This window comes from Vibrio toranzoniae, from assembly GCF_024347655.1.
GTDB lineage: Bacteria > Pseudomonadota > Gammaproteobacteria > Enterobacterales > Vibrionaceae > Vibrio > Vibrio toranzoniae.
In genome coordinates this window covers 600,150-622,534 of record NZ_AP025515.1, presented here as the reverse complement: position 1 = coordinate 622,534, position 22,385 = coordinate 600,150, and the positions used below count along the sequence as shown (strand labels likewise).

The 22,385-nt window shown below is 45.3% G+C and carries 16 protein-coding genes, 5 tRNA genes, 3 rRNA genes and 1 riboswitch; of the genes, 12 read left to right on the top strand and 12 right to left on the bottom strand.

What is annotated here, in order from left to right:
- Window positions 1–48: 48 nt before the first annotated feature.
- On the bottom strand, window positions 49–687 hold the full coding sequence (locus OCU50_RS17200) for an NAD(P)-dependent oxidoreductase (RefSeq protein ID WP_060468944.1): 639 nt from the start codon (window positions 685–687) through the stop codon (window positions 49–51).
- Between the two features lie 162 nt (window positions 688–849).
- Between OCU50_RS17200 and OCU50_RS17195 the strand changes: the two genes are divergently transcribed.
- The gene (locus OCU50_RS17195) at window positions 850–1,746 is read left to right on the top strand and encodes a LysR family transcriptional regulator (protein ID WP_060468943.1); all 897 of its coding nucleotides are present in this window, start codon (window positions 850–852) and stop codon (window positions 1,744–1,746) included.
- Between the two features lie 131 nt (window positions 1,747–1,877).
- On the opposite strand, the gene OCU50_RS17190 is transcribed toward OCU50_RS17195, so the two are convergent.
- Together OCU50_RS17190 and ribB are read right to left on the bottom strand one after the other, a co-directional pair.
- A complete protein-coding gene (locus tag OCU50_RS17190; protein WP_060468942.1) occupies window positions 1,878–2,726 on the bottom strand; it encodes a hypothetical protein in 849 nt (282 codons plus the stop codon).
- 409 nt (window positions 2,727–3,135) lie between these two features.
- Window positions 3,136–3,792 (bottom strand): 3,4-dihydroxy-2-butanone-4-phosphate synthase, encoded by a 657-nt coding sequence (gene ribB, locus OCU50_RS17185; RefSeq protein WP_017054827.1) that lies wholly within the window; start codon window positions 3,790–3,792, stop codon window positions 3,136–3,138.
- Window positions 3,793–4,005: 213 nt separating this feature from the next.
- Window positions 4,006–4,156: riboswitch (FMN riboswitch) on the bottom strand.
- 291 nt (window positions 4,157–4,447) lie between these two features.
- On the opposite strand from ribB, the gene OCU50_RS17180 reads away from it, so the two are divergent.
- Window positions 4,448–5,191: a phosphatase PAP2 family protein gene (locus OCU50_RS17180; protein ID WP_060468941.1), complete on the top strand. Its 744-nt coding sequence runs from the start codon at window positions 4,448–4,450 to the stop codon at window positions 5,189–5,191.
- Window positions 5,192–5,282: 91 nt separating this feature from the next.
- On the opposite strand, the gene OCU50_RS17175 is transcribed toward OCU50_RS17180, so the two are convergent.
- Together OCU50_RS17175 and OCU50_RS17170 are read right to left on the bottom strand one after the other, a co-directional pair.
- On the bottom strand, window positions 5,283–5,645 hold the full coding sequence (locus OCU50_RS17175) for an MmcQ/YjbR family DNA-binding protein (protein ID WP_060468940.1): 363 nt from the start codon (window positions 5,643–5,645) through the stop codon (window positions 5,283–5,285).
- Between the two features lie 69 nt (window positions 5,646–5,714).
- Complete coding sequence (locus OCU50_RS17170) at window positions 5,715–6,440, bottom strand: sulfite exporter TauE/SafE family protein (RefSeq protein WP_167346770.1); 726 nt, start codon at window positions 6,438–6,440, stop codon at window positions 5,715–5,717.
- A 378-nt stretch (window positions 6,441–6,818) separates the two neighbouring features.
- Between OCU50_RS17170 and OCU50_RS17165 the strand changes: the two genes are divergently transcribed.
- Entirely contained in the window at window positions 6,819–7,433 is a 615-nt protein-coding gene (locus tag OCU50_RS17165; protein ID WP_060468938.1) for a DUF6198 family protein, read from the top strand.
- A 215-nt stretch (window positions 7,434–7,648) separates the two neighbouring features.
- Here OCU50_RS17165 and trmY read toward each other — a convergent pair whose 3' ends face one another.
- Window positions 7,649–8,248: a tRNA (pseudouridine(54)-N(1))-methyltransferase TrmY gene (gene trmY, locus OCU50_RS17160; protein WP_060468937.1), complete on the bottom strand. Its 600-nt coding sequence runs from the start codon at window positions 8,246–8,248 to the stop codon at window positions 7,649–7,651.
- A 256-nt stretch (window positions 8,249–8,504) separates the two neighbouring features.
- On the opposite strand from trmY, the gene OCU50_RS17155 reads away from it, so the two are divergent.
- The 9 genes from OCU50_RS17155 (at window position 8,505) to OCU50_RS17115 (ending at window position 15,381) form a co-directional block, all read left to right on the top strand.
- On the top strand, window positions 8,505–9,029 hold the full coding sequence (locus OCU50_RS17155) for a DUF3087 family protein (protein ID WP_060468936.1): 525 nt from the start codon (window positions 8,505–8,507) through the stop codon (window positions 9,027–9,029).
- A gap of 593 nt (window positions 9,030–9,622) precedes the next feature.
- Window positions 9,623–11,175, top strand: a 16S ribosomal RNA gene (locus tag OCU50_RS17150).
- Window positions 11,176–11,298: 123 nt separating this feature from the next.
- Window positions 11,299–11,374, top strand: a tRNA-Glu gene (locus OCU50_RS17145).
- A 2-nt stretch (window positions 11,375–11,376) separates the two neighbouring features.
- Window positions 11,377–11,452 (top strand) — tRNA-Lys (locus OCU50_RS17140).
- 25 nt (window positions 11,453–11,477) lie between these two features.
- Window positions 11,478–11,553, top strand: a tRNA-Ala gene (locus OCU50_RS17135).
- A 32-nt stretch (window positions 11,554–11,585) separates the two neighbouring features.
- Window positions 11,586–11,661: transfer RNA gene (locus OCU50_RS17130), tRNA-Val, on the top strand.
- 424 nt (window positions 11,662–12,085) lie between these two features.
- Window positions 12,086–14,979 (top strand): 23S ribosomal RNA (locus OCU50_RS17125).
- Window positions 14,980–15,105: 126 nt separating this feature from the next.
- Window positions 15,106–15,221, top strand: a 5S ribosomal RNA gene (gene rrf, locus OCU50_RS17120).
- The 16S, 23S and 5S rRNA genes sit together here with 5 tRNA genes alongside, the layout of an rRNA operon.
- A gap of 69 nt (window positions 15,222–15,290) precedes the next feature.
- Window positions 15,291–15,381, top strand: a tRNA-Ser gene (locus tag OCU50_RS17115).
- A gap of 109 nt (window positions 15,382–15,490) precedes the next feature.
- Here OCU50_RS17115 and OCU50_RS17110 read toward each other — a convergent pair.
- The 6 genes from OCU50_RS17110 to OCU50_RS17085 form a co-directional block, all read right to left on the bottom strand.
- Window positions 15,491–16,526, bottom strand: a protein-coding gene (locus OCU50_RS17110) for an IS630 family transposase (protein ID WP_099049815.1) whose coding sequence is annotated in 2 segments (ribosomal slippage) — window positions 15,491–16,066 and window positions 16,068–16,526 — 1,035 coding nt in all. Because the reading frame shifts where the segments join, the coding sequence is not laid out codon by codon here.
- Window positions 16,527–16,680: 154 nt separating this feature from the next.
- The gene (locus OCU50_RS17105) at window positions 16,681–18,003 is read right to left on the bottom strand and encodes a CoA-disulfide reductase (protein ID WP_060469421.1); all 1,323 of its coding nucleotides are present in this window, start codon (window positions 18,001–18,003) and stop codon (window positions 16,681–16,683) included.
- A 77-nt stretch (window positions 18,004–18,080) separates the two neighbouring features.
- Complete coding sequence (locus OCU50_RS17100) at window positions 18,081–19,487, bottom strand: cation:dicarboxylate symporter family transporter (RefSeq protein WP_060469422.1); 1,407 nt, start codon at window positions 19,485–19,487, stop codon at window positions 18,081–18,083.
- A 37-nt stretch (window positions 19,488–19,524) separates the two neighbouring features.
- Window positions 19,525–19,908, bottom strand: a complete 384-nt coding sequence (locus OCU50_RS17095; RefSeq protein ID WP_017111552.1) for a RidA family protein — start codon at window positions 19,906–19,908, stop codon at window positions 19,525–19,527.
- 24 nt (window positions 19,909–19,932) lie between these two features.
- Window positions 19,933–20,598, bottom strand: a complete 666-nt coding sequence (locus OCU50_RS17090; RefSeq protein ID WP_176680040.1) for a helix-turn-helix transcriptional regulator — start codon at window positions 20,596–20,598, stop codon at window positions 19,933–19,935.
- A gap of 432 nt (window positions 20,599–21,030) precedes the next feature.
- Complete coding sequence (locus OCU50_RS17085; protein ID WP_060469424.1) at window positions 21,031–22,365, bottom strand: MATE family efflux transporter; 1,335 nt, start codon at window positions 22,363–22,365, stop codon at window positions 21,031–21,033.
- Between the last annotated feature and the right edge of the window lie 20 nt (window positions 22,366–22,385).

The following is a 22,385-nucleotide window of genomic DNA, read 5'->3' as shown; positions in this document are numbered from 1 at the left end:
GCACTGTTTTGAACAAGCGGCTTTTTTTAGTTTTTATATATGAGTTGACTAGTAAGCGACACCAATACGCTGACGTGGGAACTTGCCAGCTTCGAGCTCATCAATCATCGCGATAGCGTAATCGCTCACTGAAATTTTGCTGTTGCCATCTTCGTCGGTGAGTAGTTGGTCGCCACCAGTACGGTAGGTTGATAGTTTCTCGCCCGGGAATATTTCTGCTGCAGGGCTAACAAAAGTCCAGTTAACTTCGCTGTTCGATTGCTTGAACACTTCAAGAGCTTCACCCTGTGCTAGCGCTTCATTTTTGTAATCCGCAGGGAAGTCCGGAACGGTCACTAGCGGTACGTTTGGCGCCACTTCTAATGAGCCGGCACCGCCAACCCAAAGTAAGCGCTCGATACCGATGCTCGGTAATGTTGCCAGCAATTTAGTCGCAGTGTTTTTTACGATGTCGTGATTACCCAGAGCACGTCCGCCAATCGAAGTAATGACTGCATCAACGCCGGCTAGTGCGTTTGCTAGATTTGCAGTTTCGTCTTGTAAATCAAATGAACGAACTTCAATGTCATTGTTTTCTACGCGGCTTGCATCTCTTACAACTGCAACTACGTCGTGACCACGAGATTGAGCCTCTTGAGCGATGTGACTACCAATCCAACCTGATGCGCCTAATACTGCAATTTTCATAATGTCTCTCCAATTATCTAATTTATTGAGTCGTTTTCTCGACAGCCATTGCAGTCTAATAGCTCACTAGATTGCGATAAATATCGCAAAATGATGTAGATTGTATCTATATATTGATCTAATAAGATTCGATTAGCAGCTAAACAGTTCAAGGAGAGCGTGATGGATAGGTTGACGGCAATGCGTAGCTTTGTCGAAGTTGCGAATTGTGCCAGCTTCACTCAAGCAGCTGAGCATTTGGATATGAGTCGGTTGCAGGTTTCGCGTCATGTTCAAGAGATAGAAGGGTGGTTGAAGCAGAGGCTATTACATAGGACGACTCGAAAGGTGAGCTTAACGGCGGCAGGGGAAATCGCCTTACAGCGCTGTGAGAAAATCCTCCATGAAACCGCTGAGCTAGAAGTTACTTCACTCAATCAAACCGATGATCTTTCAGGAACCATTCGAATTGCTGCACCCATTGGTTTGACTCAATACATGCTGCTGGATGTGGTTGAACAGTTCACTGAGCGCCACCCTAATATCACGGTCGAATTGTTTGCTTCAGACCGTTTTACTCAGCTGGTGGATGAAAGGATAGATATTGCACTTCGCTATACGGACCAACCTGACGATAGTTTGATTGCACGAAAGCTAATGGTAATTGATTCAGTGGTGTGCGCCTCGCAAGCCTACTTGGACCAACATGGTGAACCTGAAACGGTCGAAGCGCTTCGACAACACAATTGCTTTCGTCATCTGAATGTCTCGAAGTGGGATTTCGTTAAGGATAATCAGCACTATTCGGTTGAGGTGTCTGGCACCATCAAGGCCAACGATGTTGGAGTGCTAACTCGCGCGGCACAGCACGGGAAAGGGGTAGTTCGTTTACCTTGTGACTTAGCCAACCCACTGATTGCGAATGGCAAACTGATACGCATATTGGGTGATTTTGTTTCGCCAAGCAGCGTGCTTTGGGCGGTGTATCTGTCTCGCAGTTATCAGCTTCCAGTTGTTCGCCAGTTCATTGATTTTGCAGCACAAGCTTGGGCTAACGATATCAAATCTGGGGATGTTTGAAACTTCATAGGCAATGATACATAGCGATAGAAATTTTGAAGCCCATAAATACAAAAATCCGATATCAATGGTGATATCGGATTTGAACTCAATAATTCAGAGTTCCAGCACGCTCTCCTCTCACGAAGTCTTTACATGTAATGATGTACGGATAATCGAGTATTTATCACCTTTTCGTTGATGTCTGGTAAAGGCTGATACAAGCTTCTCGTAATGTCGGATAATACTTGGTCGTAGACTTGCGACACGACGCTAGAGATATCACTGGTTAATTCGTACATGCTATCTGCCGGTTGGGTCGCTTCGTTGCTCGATGCGATCTCTGTAAGTGCATGCATCGCTCGTGTGCAAACCGGTGAACCGCTGCTAATAGGGCAAATCATTGATAATTGGTTGAGTTTACGGTGTGTCTGAGAAGCATAGAATTTGAATCTCGCATACTCTTCAGGCTTTTCCATATCAGGTATGCACATTCGTAACTTGGTCAAGATCTCCATGCAATCCAAGATCTGTTGCCAATTCATGTGGTACTCACGGCTCATGTCTTCGCGTTCAGACTGAATCAGCCAAATGATCATCACTTCATCCATCAAGAACATGCTGTGACGTATCGTTTTGCCATGAATCGATTGGTTACGTACCAAGGTTCGGTTTTGCCAGTCACTGTGCATGGCGATGAGTTTGAGGTGATAAATGCGGTACATAGGACGGCTATCAAATGACACATGAGATTGAAGCAGTTCAGATACCTCAAGTATGTTGTCGTAAATCTCGTTCACTTTGCGAATCGAGTCGCTAGACAGTTTATGCGCCAGAGCGTAATGCGTTGCCGCGCGGTGTTTGCGTGATAACAACAATAACTCTCTAAGCAGAACTAAGGTTTCAAACCTGTGTGATAGCGCTGTTTGTCTCTTCCTTGAGAAATGAAACAGGGCTGCAAGTACTAATAGGGATAAACCCACTGAAATAACTACAAACATATTCAACTCCTAATATTTGTATACCTACTTAGTGGTAGTGCAGACACCGTGCCAAAATAAATAAGTGTTATATTTCATTGGGTTATGCTTTTAGTCTGATTATGGATGATCAATCATGGTGCATGGCTTCACCATTCGAGTGAATGTTTCTCATATTTTGCAGGATTTTTTGAGAGGTTACGCTTTTCTAGTGATTAGGCTGGGAAGGTTTTGATAACTAGAGGCACTTTGGCGATCTATTTCTGGCTCGTTTCAAGCAGCAGAAATTAAAAAGGCCTCACCCCTTATATGCTTTTAATTATAAAAAGCAGTAAGAGTGAGGCCTTTCAATGTTCATTTCGCAGTGTATTAGCTTAAATGCTAAGTGTTTAGCCCTCAATGCTAAGTGTTTAGCATTGAGGGCTAAACGTTATGCAAGCTTAAGATCGAACTCAGTGCGGTACATCACCATATCTTCAATGGTCAGTACTGGCATGTTGTGCAGTTTACCGAAAGCAACGATCTCTGGCGCTTTTGCCATTGTGCCGTCTGGGTTGGTTACTTCACACAGTACGCCTGCTGATTGAAGACCAGCCATTTGCATTAGGTCCACAGTACCTTCTGTATGGCCGCGGCGAGCAAGTACACCACCTTTGCGAGCGCGCAGTGGGAATACGTGGCCAGGGCGAGCTAGGTCAGTAGGCTTAGCTGTTGGGTTAGCAGCTGTTTTGATCGTTGTTACGCGGTCAGCGGCTGAAACTCCGGTTGTTACCCCCACTTTTGCTTCGATAGTCACCGTAAACGCAGTTTGGTTTGCACTGTTGTTATCTACAACCATAGGTGGAAGTTCAAGTTGGTTTGCTTGCTCGTCAGTTAGACACAGGCACACGATGCCGCTGCATTCGCGGATCATAAGTGCCATTTGAGCATTGGTTAAGTGTTCTACTGAGTAGATGATGTCGCCTTCGTTCTCGCGATCTTCATCGTCAAGTAAAAGTACGCCACGACCTTCGCGTAGGGCTTGCAGTGCGTTTTCAACTCGAGTGATTGGTTCGCCAAATTCGGCAAGTAGTGAAGACTGATTCATGGTTAAACTCCTAAAATATCACCAGAATCAGGGCTGTATGAGGGATCTCAACCGACGAGCATAACAAAGCCAACTCATTACAAGTAGACTTATACCAATCCAAATACGATTGGCATTAGCTCATTATGGTTTATCCAAAACGAAATGCACTCGTCTGAGTTGGAGGCATCAACTCAACAAATAGATGCGCCTTTCCAACTTAAACGAGTGTGCTTTCATTCTCTCTCATCCGGACTATAACCGTCGGCTCTGGCATCTCACCAGATCTGCTGACCTCGACGAATCGAGCGCTCGCGGGCTTATCTTTAGATTTTGCTAAGGACATACCGCCGGTGGGGAATTTCGCCCCGCCCTGAGAATAAAAATTAATAATTTGTTTTGCTTTGACAGCAGACCAGATGTTAATCCTTTCAATAATGGATTTAAAGGACTGGCAGCAAAGTTTTTTAGATTCAGCCCTATGAACTTGATAAGTGCTTACTTAATCGACGGAATATGACATAACTCGGTTTAACGTAGCGTTGTGATGTTTCTAATTACTCTAATCCAACTGTGAATATCAATGGCTGTCTGGCGATTATCATTGACATAAAATTGATATTGGCGATGCTAAGCTGCGATAGCATCCGACCACCTTATCCAAAAGATTTTATTCATGACTTCTCTGTTCTCTAACAAATCCAAAGGCTTATTACTGCTCGTTCTAAGTTTGTATTCCCTAGTACCCTTTTTGATCTTTGGATCTGATTTCGATCTTGGAAGTGCGGTTTTGCCTTTCTATGGTGCCTTCATGACGTTCGTGACGTATTCAGCAGGTAATCAAGGATTCTTGGTAACGCTCGCTGTTTTGTCTTTAGTTTTGCTCACGATGAAATTTTCCAAAGCTAAGCTAGTCAGCCTTTATCTGCAGTTAGGCATTTTATTGGTGCTTAGCTTTGCAGCGAAGACTTTCTTAAAGCATTCAACAGAGAGCCCGCGTCCTTATTCTGAGTATTTGGTTACACAGGAAGTGGTTGAAATGCCAGAGCTGTTTTATGAGTTACCATCGGCAGAAAAAAACGCGGCAATAGAGTCTGTGCAAGATAGGGTCAGCGAGTGGCGAGCACGTCATTGGCTTGGCGAAACAGACTATTCTTTCCCTTCAGGACACATGATTTTCGTTGGTGTGTGTTTAGCGTTCTTTGGTGGTTTGTTCTTGGAAGCGAAGCGCTTTTACCTAGTGGGTGGTTTGCTGGTTTGGGCTGGTGGCGTTGCTTATAGTCGTGTTTGGCTTGGTATGCATCGTCCTGAAGACTTGGTTGCATCTATCGCTTTTGCGGGTTTAATCTACCTATTGGTGCCACTGGTACCAACGCAAAAAATAGAACCTTTACTGCCTAAGTTTTTAAGAGCGACTTAAGCTTTTAAGATCCGCTCAAATTTCTAGGATCTTTCTGAATTTTAAAGCGCTAACATAGTGTTAGATAACCGATTACAAGCTGGCAGTCTCTTTATTGATTGAGACCGAGTTCTGCTTGTTTCTTTTTGGTTAGGCCTAAAGAGACAATTCGGTGTGATTCAGTGAGGTAGTATCTCAGCTCCTCATCTCTTTCTGGTGTGCTTTCAAACAACTGAATCCATTTCATACCACGCGAAGCAAAGTAGGGCGCAGGTTTATAACCGGGCTCTTCTTTCAAAAAGTCGAAGTTTTGGTCGGACGTTTTGAAGATAAATGCAGGCTCATCGTTCGGGCCCCAACCTCCAATCGCAAACACCTTACCTCCCACTTTCCAAACGTGAGAGTTATTCCACTGCATCACATAGCTGGTGGCAGCTTTTGATTCACAAAATGCATTGAACTCGTCGTATGTCATAGAGCGTCCTTTTAATCGTTCGGTATTGGAGCTGTGTGTTTGTTTCTTTGTCGATGTTTCTGCTTCGAGCTAGCCAGCTAAGCCTTGCCAAATGGCAGTAAAGCCGCTGATAGAACATAGCAATAAAGAACCGATACGTATCTTCTCTTTAGGAATGCTTTGCGTGGTCATTAACGCCACTTTATAACCCAACCAAGCTGCAGGAAGCAACGGGATTGTGATGATCAAATGGTGCATCGTGAAGAAGCCAATTGGGATCTGTACCAGCAATGAAATGATAGAACTAAACACGAAAAATGCAGAAAGGTTACCACGAAGTTGATTGGCATCTTGGTGTTGAAGTAGCAACGCCATTGGTGGACCACCAATGCCTGAGCTAGTGCCAAAGAATCCTGAGAAGAATCCCGCGATGCCCATCTTGGCAGGGGTCGGCTCTAATCTAAACGGCAGTAAGCTGACAATCACCGCAAATACCACCAATAAGCCTAACCACAGAGACAGAACGCTCGTTGAAACCATCACCAACAAAGCCCCGCCAGCTATAGAGCCCGGAATACGGCCAAGCAGTGCGATTTTTAATCCGCCAATAGAAATGTTTGCTCGGTGCTTAAACGCATTGAATATAGAAATGAACAGGCCGACGAGACAGATAGGCGCGGGTACATAGTCAGGCGAAACCAAAAACAACAACGGGGCAGCCACAATAGCTAAGCCAAAGCCGATTGCTGTTTGTACAAACGAGCCGACAAAAATGAGTGCCATCGCAATAAGGGCGGTCTGATCTAGGTATTCCATAAGCCTGCGGATTAGTTTTAAAGAAGTGAGCGGATACTATAAAGTAAAATAGCAGGAATAGTCTTATTATTCAGTGAAGTTTATGTGTGAATTTATGCTTTGTTAGCGTTGATATAAACATGACTAATAAGTAGAGAAACTTGAAGGTCGTTTGTTAAACGATTGAACCTTGTAACTTAGAATGAATACATAGATTTTTCAATGTAACTTATTGCTTTATTTGAGTGTTTAACAATGATGTAAAAACTAATATACAAAGTAATCATTAAGTAACATTGGTCTCTAACTCGACTTATCTGTTAAATATCGTAAATTTGGACGCAAATCGTTTCAACATGACTGAAACGCGATGTTAAAAGATTCAGGGAGAGTCATCATATGGATAAAGATCACAACCTTCGCGAAAACTTACTGGCACTGATCTTAGGTAGTGCACTGGTTTCACTCGGCGTTATATTTTTCAACCAAGTCGGTTTGCTCACTGGAGGCACGGCTGGTCTAGCTATCTTCATTACCAAAGTAACAGACCTAAGTTTTGGTCAAGTGTTCTTCGCGCTTAACTTACCTTTTTATATTTTGTCGGTTGCTCGTATGGGCTGGCGTTTCACCATCAGTACCTTTATTGCCGTTTCGATTGTTTCGTTCGCGGTGGATTACTTGTACCACGTGATTCAGATTTCTGAGATTCATGTATTGTATGCAGCATTATTAGGAGGTGGTTTAATTGGCACCGGCATGTTGGTGATCTTTCGTCATAAGATGAGCTTAGGTGGTTTCAACATTCTGGCGTTGTTCTTACAAGAACGTTTTGGGATTCGTGCGGGCAAAGTTCAGATGGCACTAGATTGCACGATTGTCGTACTCTCATTGTTTATCGTTGATGTGTCACTGGTACTACTATCTGTACTGGGGGCGATAGTCACTAACTTGATCCTGGCGATGAACCATAAACCAGGGCGCTATCAACCGGTAGTGAAAGCGGAAGCAGCGTAGCAGTTAGCCAAAGCAAAGTGATTTACAGATTATGAAATGTTGTCTTAGGTCAACGTACTTGAAAGTCGTATTGGACTTTATTACAGCACCGCCAGAAGAGTATTGGGTTGAAGGGATGACAGTTGAAGCTCGTTTTTAGTGCGGATGTTAGCTGAACAAAGGAGTAAATGGAGCGATGATCGCTCCATTTTTATTTCAACGGCTATTGGGTTGAATCAGAAGTCTCTCACATCAAGCTCATTGTTGATCAACACAACACACTGAGAAGCAAACAGCATGTTTGGACCTAAGCTGATTTTCTCAGTCCCTAAACGCTTCAAGCTGTTGTAGCTTTTCTTCGGCATAGGGATATGGTCAGTCAGAAGAAAACATGGGTTTTCAGCAATATTCGCATCACGGATAAAATCGCCTTTTTTATCCATCATGTACAGCTGGTGGTCTTCAGCTAGCTCTTTAACCAGCTTTTCAAAACTCATAGTACGAACAGTGATGCCCGGCTCAACCTGACGCGCCTGTTCTTTTGTCATACCTTGAGAAGCGTCAACCGCTCTTACTACCGCTGATAACAATGCAGACTCATGGAAGCCGCCAATGTTGGTGATCTCGTTTGAATCAAATGTAATCGTACGTGAAAAGTCTTTAGTACTTTCTAATACAAGGTGCACGGTGACATTCTCACGGTGAGATTGAGCAACGAAGATCGTGTTCATCAGGGTATGAGCCAGAATCTCAGTATGAGCATCTTGCCCAACACCTTCTAAGATAAGTTTGCTCTCTGTAGGGGCTGCGCGAGCGCGTAATACAAATGAACGCATGGAATGTACCTTGTCAGTATGTGATAAAGCTAAACGGACTTTATCAACATGAATTTATGAATAACCAAAATTGTGGCGGTATGTAACTCTTTTCTATTAATGAAGTCAAATAGAGTTGCTTATAGCGCCAACCAGAAGAACTCTGCGTATTAAATAGAGAATGACCACATTACAAGATGGTAAGGGTTGAAGCGACCCAATGTTTACGTAGATAGTATGCGCAAATTATTAGGTGACTTACTTAAGGAAGTAGTCGATGACGTTACAGAAAATCAATAAAGAAGAATATAGAAAGAAGATGAACCTGCTGTTGGTTTCGTTAGTTGGGTCACTCGCCTTGTTTGCTATCGTATTCGGTAGCATTCTGATTGAACTTTTTGGTTCAGCTGGGTCTATTAGTGGGGAAGCGACAGGCAATTTCCATTTGAATGTACTCGGGGTGATTTTATCAGTCGCATTGAATGCCTTTATCGCGAGTCGTGTGAAAGGGCATGATTACTTTAAAGAGGCGCTTTATGTGTGGAACCTTAAACAAACTCACAATCAAATCTATCGTAAGCTCAAGCGTATTCAACCGAAAGCTGAGCAAGGTGATCGAGAAGCATTAACTATCCTTTACTTCTATTACACTACGCAAAAACAGGTATACGACCTAGACAACAACACATTGACGATAAAAACAGTTCAGCAATCACTAGATAACATCCTAGAACTGAGTGAGAAATGGAGCATTGAGCTAGATATAGAGGCTTTTTCGAAAGATTTAATCGCAAAATTTTAAGTGATATGCCCACTATTGTATGAGCTTTGAGCTACGAAAGAGCCTTTTGACGTAAAAGTAGCCACTTAAGCAAGTTTTTTGAATTTTTATCAAAAAAGGGGTTGCCATGTTTTCGATGATCTCTATAATGCCGCCTCACTGACACGGCAGACGCCACAAGGCTTCAGCAGTAATCGGTAAGACGGAAAGTTAGAAATGAATTAATTTTAAAAAGTGTTTGACACTTAAGATTAAATCGCTAAAATTCACGTCCGCTTTCAAGAGTCCCTTTGTAAAAAGGAAGTTTCGATAAGCAAAGCTCTTTAACAATTTAAACCTATCAATCTGTGTGGGCACTCGTTGATGAATATCAAAACGTTTTATCTTCCCTTTTTATTAAGAGAAGTAAAACAGATTTCTCGGAATCAACTTTGGTTTCAATGAGCTGAGTGACCAATTCAATTTGGTACAGCCTTGAGCTGTTTGATTTCACTTTTTAAAGTGAAAACCAAAAAGAGCACAGTCAATTCATTATCTTTCTGTTGGAAAGATAATAGCTTTAGAATTACTTTTTGTAGTTTTGAAGTCAGTATTCATTGAGCCGACAAAATCTTAAATTGAAGAGTTTGATCATGGCTCAGATTGAACGCTGGCGGCAGGCCTAACACATGCAAGTCGAGCGGAAACGACACTAACAATCCTTCGGGTGCGTTAATGGGCGTCGAGCGGCGGACGGGTGAGTAATGCCTAGGAAATTGCCTTGATGTGGGGGATAACCATTGGAAACGATGGCTAATACCGCATGATGCCTACGGGCCAAAGAGGGGGACCTTCGGGCCTCTCGCGTCAAGATATGCCTAGGTGGGATTAGCTAGTTGGTGAGGTAATGGCTCACCAAGGCGACGATCCCTAGCTGGTCTGAGAGGATGATCAGCCACACTGGAACTGAGACACGGTCCAGACTCCTACGGGAGGCAGCAGTGGGGAATATTGCACAATGGGCGCAAGCCTGATGCAGCCATGCCGCGTGTATGAAGAAGGCCTTCGGGTTGTAAAGTACTTTCAGTTGTGAGGAAGGGGGTAACGTTAATAGCGTTATCTCTTGACGTTAGCAACAGAAGAAGCACCGGCTAACTCCGTGCCAGCAGCCGCGGTAATACGGAGGGTGCGAGCGTTAATCGGAATTACTGGGCGTAAAGCGCATGCAGGTGGTTCATTAAGTCAGATGTGAAAGCCCGGGGCTCAACCTCGGAACTGCATTTGAAACTGGTGAACTAGAGTACTGTAGAGGGGGGTAGAATTTCAGGTGTAGCGGTGAAATGCGTAGAGATCTGAAGGAATACCAGTGGCGAAGGCGGCCCCCTGGACAGATACTGACACTCAGATGCGAAAGCGTGGGGAGCAAACAGGATTAGATACCCTGGTAGTCCACGCCGTAAACGATGTCTACTTGGAGGTTGTGGCCTTGAGCCGTGGCTTTCGGAGCTAACGCGTTAAGTAGACCGCCTGGGGAGTACGGTCGCAAGATTAAAACTCAAATGAATTGACGGGGGCCCGCACAAGCGGTGGAGCATGTGGTTTAATTCGATGCAACGCGAAGAACCTTACCTACTCTTGACATCCAGAGAATCCAGCGGAGACGCAGGAGTGCCTTCGGGAGCTCTGAGACAGGTGCTGCATGGCTGTCGTCAGCTCGTGTTGTGAAATGTTGGGTTAAGTCCCGCAACGAGCGCAACCCTTATCCTTGTTTGCCAGCGAGTAATGTCGGGAACTCCAGGGAGACTGCCGGTGATAAACCGGAGGAAGGTGGGGACGACGTCAAGTCATCATGGCCCTTACGAGTAGGGCTACACACGTGCTACAATGGCGCATACAGAGGGCAGCAAGCTAGCGATAGTGAGCGAATCCCAAAAAGTGCGTCGTAGTCCGGATTGGAGTCTGCAACTCGACTCCATGAAGTCGGAATCGCTAGTAATCGTGAATCAGAATGTCACGGTGAATACGTTCCCGGGCCTTGTACACACCGCCCGTCACACCATGGGAGTGGGCTGCAAAAGAAGTAGGTAGTCTAACCTTCGGGAGGACGCTTACCACTTTGTGGTTCATGACTGGGGTGAAGTCGTAACAAGGTAGCCCTAGGGGAACCTGGGGCTGGATCACCTCCTTATACGAAGATAGTCACGATGAGTGTCCACACAGATTGATTAGGTTTAGAAAAGCAAAGAGACGAAGAACTCCCAAGTTCTTCAAGGTTTGTTTCTACCTTTTGAAGTAGAGATAAATTAGCAGTGTCCCGTTCGTCTAGAGGCCTAGGACACCGCCCTTTCACGGCGGTAACAGGGGTTCGACTCCCCTACGGGATACCATTGGGTCGTTAGCTCAGTTGGTAGAGCAGTTGACTTTTAATCAATTGGTCGCAGGTTCGAATCCTGCACGACCCACCATTTCCTCCCAAGGAAATAAAATATTGGGGCTATAGCTCAGCTGGGAGAGCGCCTGCCTTGCACGCAGGAGGTCTGCGGTTCGATCCCGCATAGCTCCACCATTCTTTCTCCGCGAAGGAATTAAAACTTTCGTGGGCGATTAGCTCAGTTGGGAGAGCACCTGCCTTACAAGCAGGGGGTCACTGGTTCGAGCCCGGTATCGCCCACCATCTTTAAACGTTCTTTGATGACAATAGTCTGATGAGAGTTTTTAAAAATGGTTTCGAAAGCTTTATGTTTAGAAACTCTTGCTCTTTAACAATTTGGAAAGCTGACTGATTACTTAATTGGTTTTCACTTTAAAAAGTGAAATCAAACAGCTCAAGGCTGTGATTAAGTTAATCAAATTTAAAAGTTCTCAATGTTTATCTGCTCTTAGTGAATAAGAACAGCATAAACACAACAAACACATTCAAGTGTCTTGTATTCGAATGATCAGCAATGATTGTTCATTTTTTGATTCTACTTTTTATTAAAAAGTGGAAACAAAAAGTAAATTGAGTCCGGCAAACAGTCATCAAGAATTAACCCTTCTTGATGACAACCAAAAACCTTGGTGATTTGACATCAACACGAAACTTCTTCGGGTTGTATGGTTAAGTGACTAAGCGTACACGGTGGATGCCTTGGCAGTCAGAGGCGATGAAAGACGTAATAACTTGCGATAAGCCCAGATTAGGTAGTAATAACCTTTTGAGTCTGGGATTTCTGAATGGGGAAACCCACGTGCATAAGCACGTATCTTGTTGTGAATACATAGCAACAGGAGGCAAACCGGGGGAACTGAAACATCTAAGTACCCCGAGGAAGAGAAATCAACCGAGATTCCGAAAGTAGCGGCGAGCGAAATTGGATTAGCCCTTAAGCTTTTAATGATGCAGGTGAAGCCTCTGGAAAGTGGCGCAGTAAAGGGTGATAGCCCCGTAACCGACACATCATCATCAGTGAAATCGAGTAAGGCGGGACACGTGATATCCTGTCTGAATATGGGGGGACCATCCTCCAAGGCTAAATACTACTGACTGACCGATAGTGAACCAGTACCGTGAGGGAAAGGCGAAAAGAACCCCTGTGAGGGGAGTGAAATAGAACCTGAAACCGTGTACGTACAAGCAGTAGGAGCACCTTCGTGGTGTGACTGCGTACCTTTTGTATAATGGGTCAGCGACTTAATTTTAGTAGCAAGGTTAACCGTTTAGGGGAGCCGTAGGGAAACCGAGTCTTAACTGGGCGTACAGTTGCTAGGATTAGACCCGAAACCAGGTGATCTAGCCATGGGCAGGTTGAAGGTTGAGTAACATCAACTGGAGGACCGAACCGACTAATGTTGAAAAATTAGCGGATGACTTGTGGCTAGGGGTGAAAGGCCAATCAAACCTGGAGATAGCTGGTTCTCCCCGAAAGCTATTTAGGTAGCGCCTCGGACGAATACTACTGGGGGTAGAGCACTGTTAAGGCTAGGGGGTCATCCCGACTTACCAACCCTTTGCAAACTCCGAATACCAGTAAGTACTATCCGGGAGACACACGGCGGGTGCTAACGTCCGTCGTGGAGAGGGAAACAACCCAGACCGCCAGCTAAGGTCCCAAAGTATAGCTAAGTGGGAAACGATGTGGGAAGGCTCAGACAGCCAGGATGTTGGCTTAGAAGCAGCCATCATTTAAAGAAAGCGTAATAGCTCACTGGTCGAGTCGGCCTGCGCGGAAGATGTAACGGGGCTAAGCTATACACCGAAGCTGCGGCTACGTACCTTAGGGTGCGTGGGGTAGGGGAGCGTTCTGTAAGCCGTTGAAGGTGGTCTGTAAGGGCTGCTGGAGGTATCAGAAGTGCGAATGCTGACATGAGTAACGATAAAGGGAGTGAAAAACTCCCTCGCCGGAAGACCAAGGGTTCCTGTCCAACGTTAATCGGGGCAGGGTAAGTCGACTCCTAAGGCGAGGCCGAAAGGCGTAGTCGATGGGAAACGGGTTAATATTCCCGTACTTCTTACAATTGCGATGGGGGGACGGAGAAGGCTAGGTGGGCCTGGCGACGGTTGTCCAGGTTCAAGTATGTAGGCGGGTGGTTTAGGTAAATCCGGACCGCTACTAACGCTGAGATACGATGTCGAGCACCTACGGGTGTGAAGTCATTGATGCCATGCTTCCAGGAAAAGCCTCTAAGCTTCAGATTGTAAGGAATCGTACCCCAAACCGACACAGGTGGTCGGGTAGAGAATACCAAGGCGCTTGAGAGAACTCGGGTGAAGGAACTAGGCAAAATGGTACCGTAACTTCGGGAGAAGGTACGCTCTTATCAGTGAAGTCCCTTGCGGATGGAGCAGACGAGAGTCGCAGATACCAGGTGGCTGCAACTGTTTATTAAAAACACAGCACTGTGCAAAATCGTAAGATGACGTATACGGTGTGACGCCTGCCCGGTGCCGGAAGGTTAATTGATGGGGTTAGACTTCGGTCGAAGCTCTTGATCGAAGCCCCGGTAAACGGCGGCCGTAACTATAACGGTCCTAAGGTAGCGAAATTCCTTGTCGGGTAAGTTCCGACCTGCACGAATGGCGTAATGATGGCCACGCTGTCTCCACCCGAGACTCAGTGAAATTGAAATCGCTGTGAAGATGCAGTGTACCCGCGGCTAGACGGAAAGACCCCGTGAACCTTTACTACAGCTTGGCACTGAACATTGAACCTACATGTGTAGGATAGGTGGGAGACTATGAAATTGCGTCGCTAGATGTGATGGAGTCGTCCTTGAAATACCACCCTTGTAGTTTTGATGTTCTAACGTTGGCCCCTGAATCGGGGTTACGGACAGTGCCTGGTGGGTAGTTTGACTGGGGCGGTCTCCTCCCAAAGAGTAACGGAGGAGCACGAAGGTGGGCTAAACACGGTTGGACATCGTGTGGTTAGTGCAATGGCATAAGCCCGCTTGACTGCGAGAATGACAATTCGAGCAGGTGCGAAAGCAGGTCATAGTGATCCGGTGGTTCTGAATGGAAGGGCCATCGCTCAACGGATAAAAGGTACTCCGGGGATAACAGGCTGATACCGCCCAAGAGTTCATATCGACGGCGGTGTTTGGCACCTCGATGTCGGCTCATCACATCCTGGGGCTGAAGTCGGTCCCAAGGGTATGGCTGTTCGCCATTTAAAGTGGTACGCGAGCTGGGTTTAGAACGTCGTGAGACAGTTCGGTCCCTATCTGCCGTGGGCGTTGGAAAATTGAAAGGGGCTGCTCCTAGTACGAGAGGACCGGAGTGGACGAACCTCTGGTGTTCGGGTTGTCATGCCAATGGCATTGCCCGGTAGCTACGTTCGGAATCGATAAGCGCTGAAAGCATCTAAGCGCGAAGCGAGCCTTGAGATGAGTTTTCCCTGGCACTATAAGTGTCCTAAAGGGTTGTCGTAGACTACGACGTTGATAGGCAGGGTGTGTAAGTGCTGCGAGGCATTGAGCTAACCTGTACTAATTGCCCGTGAGGCTTAACCATACAACACCCAAGGGGTTTTGTGGACTCAAAGCAATACCAAACGCTTGAATGAGTTTGAAGAGATAGACTTTTAAATCAGTTTTCCGAATTATTAATTGTCGCTGAGGCGTCAATTAACCAAATTTGCTTGGCGACCATAGCATTGTGGACCCACCTGATTCCATGCCGAACTCAGAAGTGAAACACAATAGCGCCGATGGTAGTGTGGGGCTTCCCCATGTGAGAGTAGGACATCGCCAGGCTTTAATTTCGTTGTTTGCTATGCAAATAACAACCTCAACAGTGCACTAATCTGTTGATGACAATTTGTTGGAGGGATGGCTGAGTGGTCGAAAGCACCGGTCTTGAAAACCGGCAACCGTTAATAGCGGTTCTAGGGTTCAAATCCCTATCCCTCCACCACCATTAGAAAGCCCGCTGAGAAATCAGCGGGCTTTTTTTCGTCTTGAATTTGGTAAAAGAATGCTCAAATACCATTAGATACGTCGTTATCTTATACCAATCTGGAAAATTAACTGATCAGATCAATCCACTCTCTTGTGCACATTCTTTTCACCCTATCTGCACTTTCTAGAAAGCAATTCCATGCACCACATATTTTCTCAACAATGTCGTCATAGTTCATAAAACTCTGGTTTGCTAGATAGTGTTGTCGTAGCCAACTCCATACTTGTTCGATTGGGTTTAGTTCGGGTGAATAGGGAGGCAGTTTAACGAGACTCACATTCGAAAATTGCTCAGCAATATCATCGGTATGCCAACCTGCACCATCCATGATCACAACCGCATGACGACCTTTTTCTGTTGCCTCTGATATTTGAGCAAGGTGGTCAATCATGATGTCCTTGTTTACCCAAGGGACAACCATGGCTTCTCCAATGCCTTTTGATGGACAGACTGAGCCAAACAAATACGCATACTCAAATTGCTGCTGTTTGACAGCACGAGGTCTGGTGCCTCTTTTTGCCCAGAGGCGAGTTGTCGTATTTTGCTGCCCGAATCGAGCCTCATCTTGAAACCAGACATCCACCGATTCCAACCCCATATGCCCCGGGATCTTAAGGATCGTTTCTATTTTGAATTTTTTTAAAATCGTCTTGAACTTGCTGAGATTGAGAAGGGTGTTTAGAGCGTGAAGTTATCCAAGAAAATCCCATGTGATTAAGCAAGTAATAGATAGAGTCAGGGTGATAATGTTTATCAAACTTCCTGACGATGTAGGCATGGATATCGCTGCCCGTTAATCGTCCTCCTGAAGAATCAGAAGCTCGGCTTTTGATAAATAGACTTAACTGTTCACGTTGCTTTGGAGAAAGGAATGCGGGTCTCCCAGTTCTTGGTTTCTCGTGTAATCCTTCAAGTCCTTCTTCAAGGAAAGTTTGTACCCACTTATTCACACTTGTTCTGCTTACTTTAAGGAACTTAGCAATCTGGGTTCGAGAATGACCGTCTTTAAAGTGAGCTAATGCGAGTAATCGCATCTTCATTTGAATAGATTTTTGTTGGCTAGCAAGTTTTTTGAAATCAATGTTATCGAGACTGTCCATAGCGTCTTTTTCACGAATAAGTCATAGACTAAATTAGATCATATTTTTACTTAGATTGGTATTATTCTGCTTCTGTAGAGTTTAGGTATAAAAAAGCAGAGCGCTCAGGCTCTGCTTTGATGTTTTAGTTGTATGTTCTTGTGACTAGTAATACCTATTTGGCTACGTTACCTGCCACGTTTAGCGCATCCCAAGTACGTGCGAATGGAGGTGCGTAACAAAAGTCCATGTAACCTAGTTGTTGTGTGGTCATCTTTGCAGTGATGGCAACAGCTAGTGCGTTAATACGACCTACAGCACCTTTCTTACCGACGATTTCTCCACCAAGTAGAACCTTAGTCTCTGGGTGATAAACCAACTTCACCTTGATGTCTTCTTGGCCTGGGTAGTAATCCGTTTGGTTCTTATCGGAAATCGTTGATACTTTCACATCTAAGTTGTGTTCTTTCGCCAGTAGTTCATTCACGCCAGTGCAGGCTAGTTCGTAGTCGAGCACTTTCAAACAAGATGAACCTAAGAAGCCTGACATGTAGGTATCTTTACCTGCTAGCTTGTCCGCCATCATGCGCGCTTGCTTGTTGGCTGTGGTTGCTAGAGGGACATAAATTGGTTTGCCTAATGCCATATGATGGACAACGGCACAGTCACCGGCGGCATGAATATAAGCGTCTTCAGTAGCGCCATATTCATTTACTAATAACGCACCGTTTGCAGCTTTTGGCAGTTCGAATGCTTCAGTATTTGGTTTGAAACCGAGTGACAGGATCACGACATCGGCTTCTACGTTACCGTTATCAGTTTCTACGATGTAACCACCTTGCTCAGAATCGCGAATTGCAGACACGCTACAACCTGTTTTAAGGTCAGCACCGGATTCGCGAATTGCTCCTTCGACCACTTCAATGATCTCTGGGCTGAACTGACGGCTCATGATGTGCTGTTCACGCTCGATGATCGTCACGTGTTTGTCTAAGCCGTGTGCAGCGTCGAATACTTCCAGGCCGATAAAGCCAGCCCCAATAACACACACACGCTTCTTGTTACTATCCTTTAGCGCCTCTTTAACCGCCAAGCCGTCTTCCATGCTTGTTAGTGTGTGTACGTGTTCTGGATTGAATTCACCGAACGATGGAACGATTGGTCGCGCACCTGTTGCAATGACCAACATATCGTAATCGATGACGCTTTCTTCATTTTGGTGACGTACCGTAATTTGCTTTTCAGTGCGGTCGAACGAGACCATTTCTGTTTCTACACGTACATCCAAGCCAGACTTAATGGCTTGTTCTGGCGTGCGAGAAATCATTCGCCCGGTGTCATCAAACATGCCACCTGCAAAGTAAGGTAAGCCACAGGCTCCAAAAGAGATGTAACTACGCTTATCTAGAACGATGACTTCATCTGATGGTTGATTACGTTTGTACTTTGCTGCGAAACTCATACCAGCGGCACTACCGCCTATAACAACAACTTTCATATTTACTACCTAAATAACCTGAACTCAGGAAAAACAGAAGAGCACTCACGTGGAGTGCTCTTAATTAAGTTTGAGAATTATACTGCTGCTTCTTTTGATACAGTCGCTGTAACGTCAGCGTCGTATTGCTCTGTGTTTAGCGAGCCGTTTTTCTTAGCCGTTAGAACACCAGACAACATAGAGCCTGAGATGTTTAGCGCTGTACGAGCCATGTCAATTAGCGCTTCGATAGACACCAGAATCGCTACTACTGTGATGTCTAGACCCATGATGGTCAGTACCGCTACCGCTGCGAATGTTGCACCGCCACCAACACCTGCGATACCGAATGAAGCAATCGCGATAACTGCAATTAACTGTAGGATGAAGCTTAAGTCTACAGGCATGCCCATTACTTGTGCCGCCATGATTGCTAGCATTGCTGGGTAGATACCTGCACAGCCGTTTTGACCGATACTGGTACCGAATGTCGCTGACATGTTTGCTGTTTCTTCGTCTACACCTAGACGTTGAGTTTGTGTTTCAACGTTTAGTGGGATAGCTGCCATGCTTGAGCGAGAACCGAAGCCGAACACCAACACTGGCCAGATTTTCTTCATGAACTTAGCTGGAGAAAGACCGAACATTGACACCATTACGAAGTGGATGCCAAACATAACGCCAATTGCTACGTAGCTTGCTAGAAGGAAGCGGCCCATTTCAGCCAGTGCGAATAGGTCATTCGTCATCATGAACGTGGTCATCAGAGCGAATACACCGTAAGGCGTTAGCTTCAGAATTTCACGAACCATTGAAAGAACTACTTCTTTTGCAGAGTTGATGAAATCAACGAAGTTTTGCACTTTCTCTGGCTTACGATTCTTAACTTGAAGGATACAGTAGCCTAGGAACATACCGAACAGTACAGTCGATAGTGTAGAGGTACGTTGAGAGCCCGTTAGCATGTCGAAGATGTTGGTTGGAATGATAGACAGAGCCATACCAGACAGACCACTGCTCGCCATTGCATCTTGTGTTGCTACCAGTGAATCACCGCGAGCTTCAATCGCACTGTTTGTGCCAATTGTGCTTACTAGTGCGTTCGCATCGATACCAAATAGGTAAATACTTGCGATACCAACGGCCGCTGAGATTGCACAAGTGAAAAGTAGAATACCGATGATTTTGGGTGCGATACGAGATAGCGCGCCGCCGCCTTCAACGTTCATGATCGAAGAGATCATTGCCACGAATACGAGTGGGATAACGATCATTTGTAGAAGTTTGATGTAGCCTTTACCGAACACGGAAATCAGTTCAGCAAAGCCAGATGTCGCAACGTTACCGACACCGAATACAAGTTGAATCGCGCCACCGAACAGTAAGCCAGCAGCAAGCGCACTCAGTACGCGGAAGTTAAAACTTTTCTTTTGCTTTTTGAAGTTCGACAGCAGTGCGTAGAACCCAAAGAACAGTATGCTTAATCCAATAAATGAAACGCTCATGAGAATCTCCTATGATACCCATTAATAACTAAGTCGGTTATTTTTTGTATGCGATGGCTTCAACTTCAACCAATGCGTCTTTTGGTAATCTTGCTGCTTCAACACAAGAACGAGCAGGTGCGTTCTCTGTACCAAACACTTCTGTGTACACTTCGTTAAACGCGACGAAGTTCTCCATGTCTGATAGGAAGCAGGTTGTCTTAAGCACTGTGTCCAGTCCCGCATTACTCGCTTCTAATACCGCTTTTAAGTTTTCTAGAGACTGACGAGCCTGCTCTTTGATGCCGCCCTCAACAAACTGCATGGTTTCTGGAACGAGAGGTAATTGGCCTGATGTATAAACCATGTCGCCGTAAGACGTACCTTGTGAGTAAGGGCCGATAGCTGCAGGTGCTTGTTCAGTGGCAATGATCTGTTTCACGATGTAACTCCTAAATTATTGGTTTTATTCTGATTTAAATTCACGGATAAACTTGTAAACCGCCTGGCGGCTGATCCCAAGTTGCTCTGATACTTGTGTAGTCGTCTCTTTTAGCTCAAATACTCCGTTATCAAACAAGCAACGGATGATGGCTTTATTGCGACCTTTGGAAGAAATCGTCTCATCTTGGTCAACTTCTTTAATGGCTGAACTCAATGCTTGCTGAATGACGTCATTCGCATTGTTACTGAATGTCTCGCTGACAATGGTTTGAGGTACATTGCACTGCGGCATCAGCGTCTTGACGATTTCTGGGAATGGGAAAGATAAGTTCATGTTGATACACAGCATGCCAATCGGCTTTTGTTGTGGGCCTGCCAGCACGCAGGTGGTCGATTTCAGTAGGGAACCGTCTGCTGCGTTGGTGAAATAACTTTTCGGTGAAACTTCACCAGTTTTCTCGAATGTGCTCCACATACGTAAACCTAAATCGGTGATAGGCGAGCCGATTTCACGACCTGTGTGATGACCATTGACGATCTTCACGACAGAGTTTTCTAAGCTTTCAAAGGAGTGAATGACCACCTCACAGTAAGGGCCAATCAAGTCAGCAATTGTGTCCGCTAAGCGGAAGTAATTGCTTAAACATTCTCTGTCTTCATCGGTGAATCGAACTTGTTTTACATTCATGATTTCGGTTTATATTTTTGAACTCAATGACTGAAATCTACTCCTTTGGTGGTATTTGAACAAGATGCAGTAAACTTCTGTAAACCATAAAAGACGTTCAAAACATCAACAAATAACGAGAATTTAACTTAAATTAAGAGCATAATTTGAACACGATCACCAAACCATCTTCGATATGGTTTAATTTCTTAAACTCCATCAAAGTTTACATATTTAAAACCAAAGGTTGCGTTTTTGAATACTTTAATGATCTAGGACAAGTTCTAAGGGGGGGATGAAAATTGGCTCGACGGATGTTTCCTATTTGCGGAAATCTAGCTAGTAATTGTTAGACTGAAATGATTGTCGGTCGGCATTCTTTTTGGGTGGGGATATCAGAACTTAGATAACAAAAAGCAGCCTGAGTGGCTGCTTTTTGCTCCTTCCTATTTACTAGCTGACTAGCTTAGCTTCGACTTGTCCAAGTGTGCGTTGGTACATAAACCATGCACAGGTTCCTGCAAGTACATTACCTACCATGGCGCCCCAGAATAGGCCTTCAATTCCAGCAACTTGGGAGCCAATCCATAAACAAGGCAAGAAGAAAGCAAACAGACGCAGTGCTGAAATCGTTAATGCGGTGTAAGACTTGCCTAAAGCGTTAGAAATCGAAACCATCAACATACAGATACCCAGTGGCCCTAAGCTGATAGGAACGATCAGTAGGTGATAGTTCAAAATCGTTGAGACCTCGTTGTCACTGGTCATTAGGCTCGATAGCCCGCCAGAGAACAACCAAGTCACCAGCGCAACCAACAACTGGAAACCTAACACGAAGGTGACGGCAATCTTCACGAGTTTACGTATGTTCTCTAGGCTCTTTTCTCCCAACATACGGCCAACCATTGGCGGCATCGACATCGTCAGTGCTAACACTGCCACAATTGAGAAAAACTCAAAACGGGATCCTAACGCCCAAGCTGCAACCGCTGCGGTGCCATAACCCGCAAGTAGTTTAGTCGCCAGCATAGAAGAGACTGGCGGTAGCAGTTGGCTGATCATCGCAGGGCCCATGATATTGCCGATGGAGCGAACACTCTTACCAATATCAAGATCGTGCCAGTCGAACGTCATCCAATGCTTCTTGGTCACTTTTGGAGCCACGATAAAGATGCCTGCGCCGAACGCCAAAATGGTTGCAATGGCTGCACCGTTGATACCCATGTCGAGCGTAAAGATGAAAATCGGGTCCAATACCAAGTTGATGATACTGGTCGCGATCATCATTGAGCCTGGCAGCATAGTGTTGCCATTAGCACGACAGACACTGTAAAAGAAGTAGAGTAGTGCACCCGTCCAAGAACTGACTAGCCAATAGATCCAGTAAGAATCAATGATCGGCAACACCGTTGGCGGCGCATCGAGAAGCTGTAAAATGGGTCCACGAAGCAGATAGATGATGACCGAGAAAAGCGCGACACTCACGCTCCCCATTACAATGACTAATCCACCAAGTTGTTTGGCATAGCGTGTTTCGTTGGCACCAATGGCTCTCGCAATGACTGCCGTTGTCGCGATGCCTAACCCGACCTGAATACCAATGATGATCATCTGTATTGGAAGCGTGAAACCTTGAACTGCGAGCGGCAGAACCCCCAATTGACCAATGAAAGCACTGTCTACAAGTTGGAAGCTCATTAGTGAGAGCACTCCAAACAGCATTGGCCATGTCATTGTATAGAGTTGTCGGCTAAGAGAAGGCGAAGGGGTTGTAATTGTTGAATTCATAACACTCTTATTAGTCTTGA